This is a genomic window from Kitasatospora sp. LaBMicrA B282, from assembly GCF_050325825.1.
In the GTDB taxonomy this organism is placed as follows: Bacteria; Actinomycetota; Actinomycetes; order Streptomycetales; family Streptomycetaceae; genus Kitasatospora.
On sequence record NZ_JBNQTI010000310.1, the window covers coordinates 1 to 4324 of the forward strand.

2 protein-coding genes are annotated in these 4324 nt (G+C 76.8%); one reads left to right on the forward strand and one right to left on the reverse strand.

The genetic code is table 11. The features are described 5' to 3' along the window. Positions 1 to 48: 48 nt before the first annotated feature. Complete coding sequence (locus ACQRUO_RS38775) at positions 49 to 1854, reverse strand: 3-hydroxyacyl-CoA dehydrogenase family protein (protein WP_428320889.1); 1806 nt, start codon at positions 1852 to 1854, stop codon at positions 49 to 51. Positions 1855 to 2460: 606 nt separating this feature from the next. Between ACQRUO_RS38775 and ACQRUO_RS38780 the strand changes: the two genes are divergently transcribed. Beyond that, entirely contained in the window at positions 2461 to 3963 is a 1503-nt protein-coding gene (locus ACQRUO_RS38780) for a glutamine synthetase (protein WP_428320890.1), read from the forward strand. Positions 3964 to 4324: the final 361 nt, after the last annotated feature.

Below are 4324 nucleotides of genomic sequence, written 5' to 3' on the forward strand. Positions count from 1 at the left end.
CGGGCCGGCCCTCGGGTGCGGGCCGGCCGACGGGGCCCTGGTCGGCGGTCACCGGCGCGCGTGGTCGCGGAAACCGCGACCGGTCTTGCGGCCCAGGCAGCCGGCCGCCACCAGGTGCTCCAGCAGCGGGGCGGCGGCCAGCCCGGGCTCGCGGAACTCCTGGTGCAGCACCCGCTCGATGGTCAGCGAGACGTCCAGGCCGACCACGTCCAGCAGCTCGAAGGGGCCCATCGGGTAGCCGCAGCCCAGCTTCATCGCGGTGTCGATGTCGTCCACCGTCGCGTAGTGCTCCTCCAGCATCCGCACCGCGTCGTTCAGGTAGGGGAAGAGCAGCGCGTTGACGATGAAGCCGGCCCGGTCGCCGCACTCCACGGCGTGCTTGCGGACCTTGGTGCAGACCTCCAGCACGGTCGAGGTCACCTCGGGCGAGGTGAGCACGGTGGAGACCACCTCGACCAGCTTCATCGCCGGCGCGGGGTTGAAGAAGTGCATCCCGACCACGTCGCGCGGCCGCTCGGTGGCGGTCGCGCAGCTGATCACCGGCAGCGAGGAGGTGGTGGTGGCCAGCACCGCGCCCGGCTTGCAGATCTTGTCCAGCGCGCCGAACAGCTCGCGCTTGACCGCGAGGTCCTCGGCCACCGCCTCCAGGGCCAGGTCCACCTCGGCCAGGTCGGCGAGCTGCCCGCTCGCGGTGACCAGGTCGAGCGTGCTCTGCCGCTGCTCGGCGGTGAGCCGGCCCTTGTCCACCGAGCGGTCCAGCGAGCGGGCCAGCGCGGCCTTCGCCCGCTCCGCCTTCTCCAGGCTGCGCGCCACCAGGGTGACCCGGTAGCCGGCCTTGGCGAAGACCTCGGCGATGCCGGTGGCCATGGTGCCCGAGCCGCAGACCCCGACCGCGGTCACCGGCCGGCCGGCCACCCGGGCGGCGGCCGCCGCGCCGGGCTCGGCCACCACCTTGGAGGAGCCGGGCGCCTCGTAGCTGTAGAAGCCGCGCCCGGTCTTGCGGCCGAGCAGGCCGGCCGCGACCAGCTGGCCCAGGATCGGGGCGGGCGCGTGCAACCGGTCCCGGGACTGCTCGTACATCGCCTCCAGCACGGTGCGCGCGGTGTCCACGCCGATCAGGTCGAGCAGCGCCAGCGGGCCCATCGGCAGGCCGCAGCCGAGCCGCATCGCCGCGTCGATGTCCTCCCGGGTCGCGTACCTGGACTCGTACATCGCCGCGGCCTGGTTGAGGTAGGCGAAGAGCAGGCCGTTGACCACGAAGCCGGCCCGGTCGCCCGCCGCCACCGGCTCCTTGCCCAGCGAACGGGCGAACTCGGCGGCCTGCTCGGCGACCTGAGCAGTGGTCAGTACGGTGCGGACCACCTCGACCAGCTTCATCGCGTGCACCGGGTTGAAGAAGTGCAGCCCGAGCACCCGCTCGGGGCGGGCGGTGGCGGCGGCGATCCGGGTCACCGAGAGCGAGGTGGTGCCGGTGGCCAGCACGGTCTCGGCCGGGCAGATCCGGTCCAGCTCGGCGAAGACCTCCCGCTTGAGCTCGAGCCGCTCGGGCACCTCCTCGATCACCAGGTCGGCCGCGGCGGCGGCGTCCAGCCGGTCGCCGACGCTGATCAGCGCGAGCAGGGCGGTGCGCTCCTCGGCGGTGATCCGCTCGCGGGCCACCGCGTGCGCGGTGCTCTCCTCGATCCGGGCCAGCGCCCGGGCGGCGGCGGTGGCGTCGGCCTCGATGCCGATCACCCGGCGGCCGCTGCGGGCGACCGCCACGGCGACCCCGGCGCCCATGGTGCCGAGGCCGACCACGGCGACCGTGGGGAAGGGGACTTGCTGCGGGGCGAGGGGGGAGTCGGGAGCCTGCATCGTGGCTGGTCCTTTCGGGTGGCCCGACCGGGCCGCCGCGGGGGCGTGGCCGGGGAGGGACGGGGCGGCCCGGGGAGGGGGCGGCGGCCGGGCGGCCTTGCCGGAGGCTGGGGGTCCCCGGACCGGAGGCCGGGGGAGGAGTGGGCAGCCCGGGCCGGTGGCCGGGGCGGGGGTGCCCCGACCGGAGGCCGGGGACCGTGACGGGCGAGGTGATCGCGCGAAGTGCCGAGCACGGGCGCGCCTGGTGGTGGTCGCGGCGCTCGTGGTCGGTCCGGTCCGCTCCGGGCCGTACCGCGAGGTGTCCGCGCCGCGGGGACGCCGAACGTGCGCAGTCCCCGTGAGCCAGGTGGAAGGTGGTGGTGCTGGAAGCGGCACCCCGGCCGCGCGGGTCGGCGCGGCGCCTCGCCGGTGCGGCTCCCGAAGCCCGGCGGTGGTGCGTGCGGTCACTGTAGCGAAGTTACTGCCAGGTAGGAAGAGGTCGGGGAAAGGTCGGGGAGGGGGTGATCGGGAGCGGCGTGCACCGCTGACGGATCGTCAGCTTCCGGATATCGAAACCACCCGTCCGGGTAATACCCGGGCGGTGCGGCGGACGGGAGCATGGATCGTATGGGTACCAGCACGGCTGAGCAGCCCCCTCCCGCCTCCGACCGGGCTGCCGCGGTCGATGGCGCGCGCCGGGCGGAGCCGTCCGGTGGCGGGCCGCTCGGCGACGAGTCGTCGGCCGCCGAACCGGACGGGCCGCTGACCGCCGAGCTGCGCGCCGAGCGGGCCGCCCGGGGCAAGGTGGCCGCCGCCCGGCTGGCCGCCGAGGGGGTCGAGGGCGTCGTGCTCAGCTGGGTGGACAACGCCGGGCTCACCCGGGTGAAGACCGTCCCGGTCCGCCGGCTGGAGCAGGCCGCCGCCTGGGGCGTCGGCGCCGCCCCCGTCTTCGACGTGGCCCTGGTCGACGACGGCTTCACCACCAGCCGCCACATCGGCGGCCCGGTCGGCGACCTGCGGCTGATCCCCGACCTGCGCCGGCTCACCCGGCTCGCCGCCCAGCCCGGCTGGGCCTGGGCCCCCGCCGACCGCTACGCCCAGGACGGCACCGTGCACCCCGGCTGCCAGCGCCGCTTCGCCCACCGCCAGGTCCGCGCCGCCGCGCGGCGCGGGCTCCGGCTGCGGGCCGGCATCGAGATCGAGTGGGTGGTGGCCGAGGCCGGCGCCCCCGACCAGCCCCCGGTCTACCCCACCCACGGCCCCGCCTACGGCCTGCACCGGCTGGTCGACCTCGCCGACTACCTGCGTGATCTGCTGCACGCCTTCGACGAGCAGGGCCTGACCGTGCTCCAGCTCCACCCCGAGTACGCGCCCGGCCAGTTCGAGGTCTCGCTGGCCGCCGAGGAGCCGCTGGACACGGCCGACACCACGGTGCTCGCCCGGCAGACCATCCGCGCGGTCGGCGTGCGGCACGGGCTGCGCACCTCCGTCGCCCCCGCGGTCGAGCCCGGCGGCGTGGGCAACGGCGGCCACCTGCACCTCTCGCTCTGGCGCGGCGAGCGCAACCTCGGGCAGGGCGGCCCCGGCCGCCACGGCCTGACCGGCGAGGCCGAGTCCTTCCTGGCCGGCGTGCTGGCCGAGCTGCCGGCCCTGCTGGCGCTCGGCGCGCCGAGTCCGGCCAGCTACCTGCGGCTGGTGCCGCAGCACTGGGCCGGCGCCTACCAGTGCTGGGGCCCGGAGAACCGCGAGGCCGCGCTGCGGCTGATCCCCGGCCCGCCCGGCGAGGGCGCGGCCAGTGCCAACGCCGAGGTCAAGTGCTTCGACGCCGCCGCCAACCCCTACCTGCTGGTCGGCGGTGTCCTCGCGGCCGGCCTGGCCGGGCTGGCGGCCCAGCGGGTGCTGCCCGTCGAGGTCGCCGACGACCCGGCCACCCGCCCCGAGGGCGAGGTCCCCCGGCTGCCGGGCAGCCTGCCCGAGTCGATCGCCGCCTACCGCGCCTCGGGCGTGCTGCGCGAGGCCCTGGGCGACCCGCTCTTCGAGGCGGTGCTGGCGGTGCGCCAGGGCGAGGCGGAGCTCTTCGCCGACCACGCGCCCGAGCAACTCGTGGCCGCCACCCGGTGGCGGTACTGACCCTCGGGCCGCTCTGACGGATCTTGTCGGATCAGCGCGCGGCTCCCCCGGCCGGAGGCTGGGGTGGGGGTACCTCCCGGCCGGAGGCCGGGGGCGGATGCCCGGCGTCGCGCGCCCGGCAAGATCCGTCAAACAGGCCCCACCCCCGCCGCGGTCCGACCGGTCGCCCGCGCGTGGTCGCCCGCTCCCGGTGGGCGGTCAGCGCAGCGGGCCCGTGCCGTGGTGCCAGGGCCGTCCGAGCGGTCGGGTGGCGGGGCAGCGGCGCCGGTCCCCGCGGCGGCGCCGGCCGACGGGCCGGCCCGGACCGTGCGGACGCGGGGCACCGTGCCCGTGGTGGCCGTGCGGGGCGTCGAGCGCCGCG

What these genes read in the sequence shown, in the direction of transcription:
- ACQRUO_RS38775 (WP_428320889.1), bottom strand. Translation starts at nt 1,854, where the DNA reads ATGCAGGCTCCCGACTCCCCCCTCGCCCCGCAGCAAGTCCCCTTCCCC.
- ACQRUO_RS38780 (WP_428320890.1), top strand. Translation starts at nt 2,461, where the DNA reads ATGGGTACCAGCACGGCTGAGCAGCCCCCTCCCGCCTCCGACCGGGCT.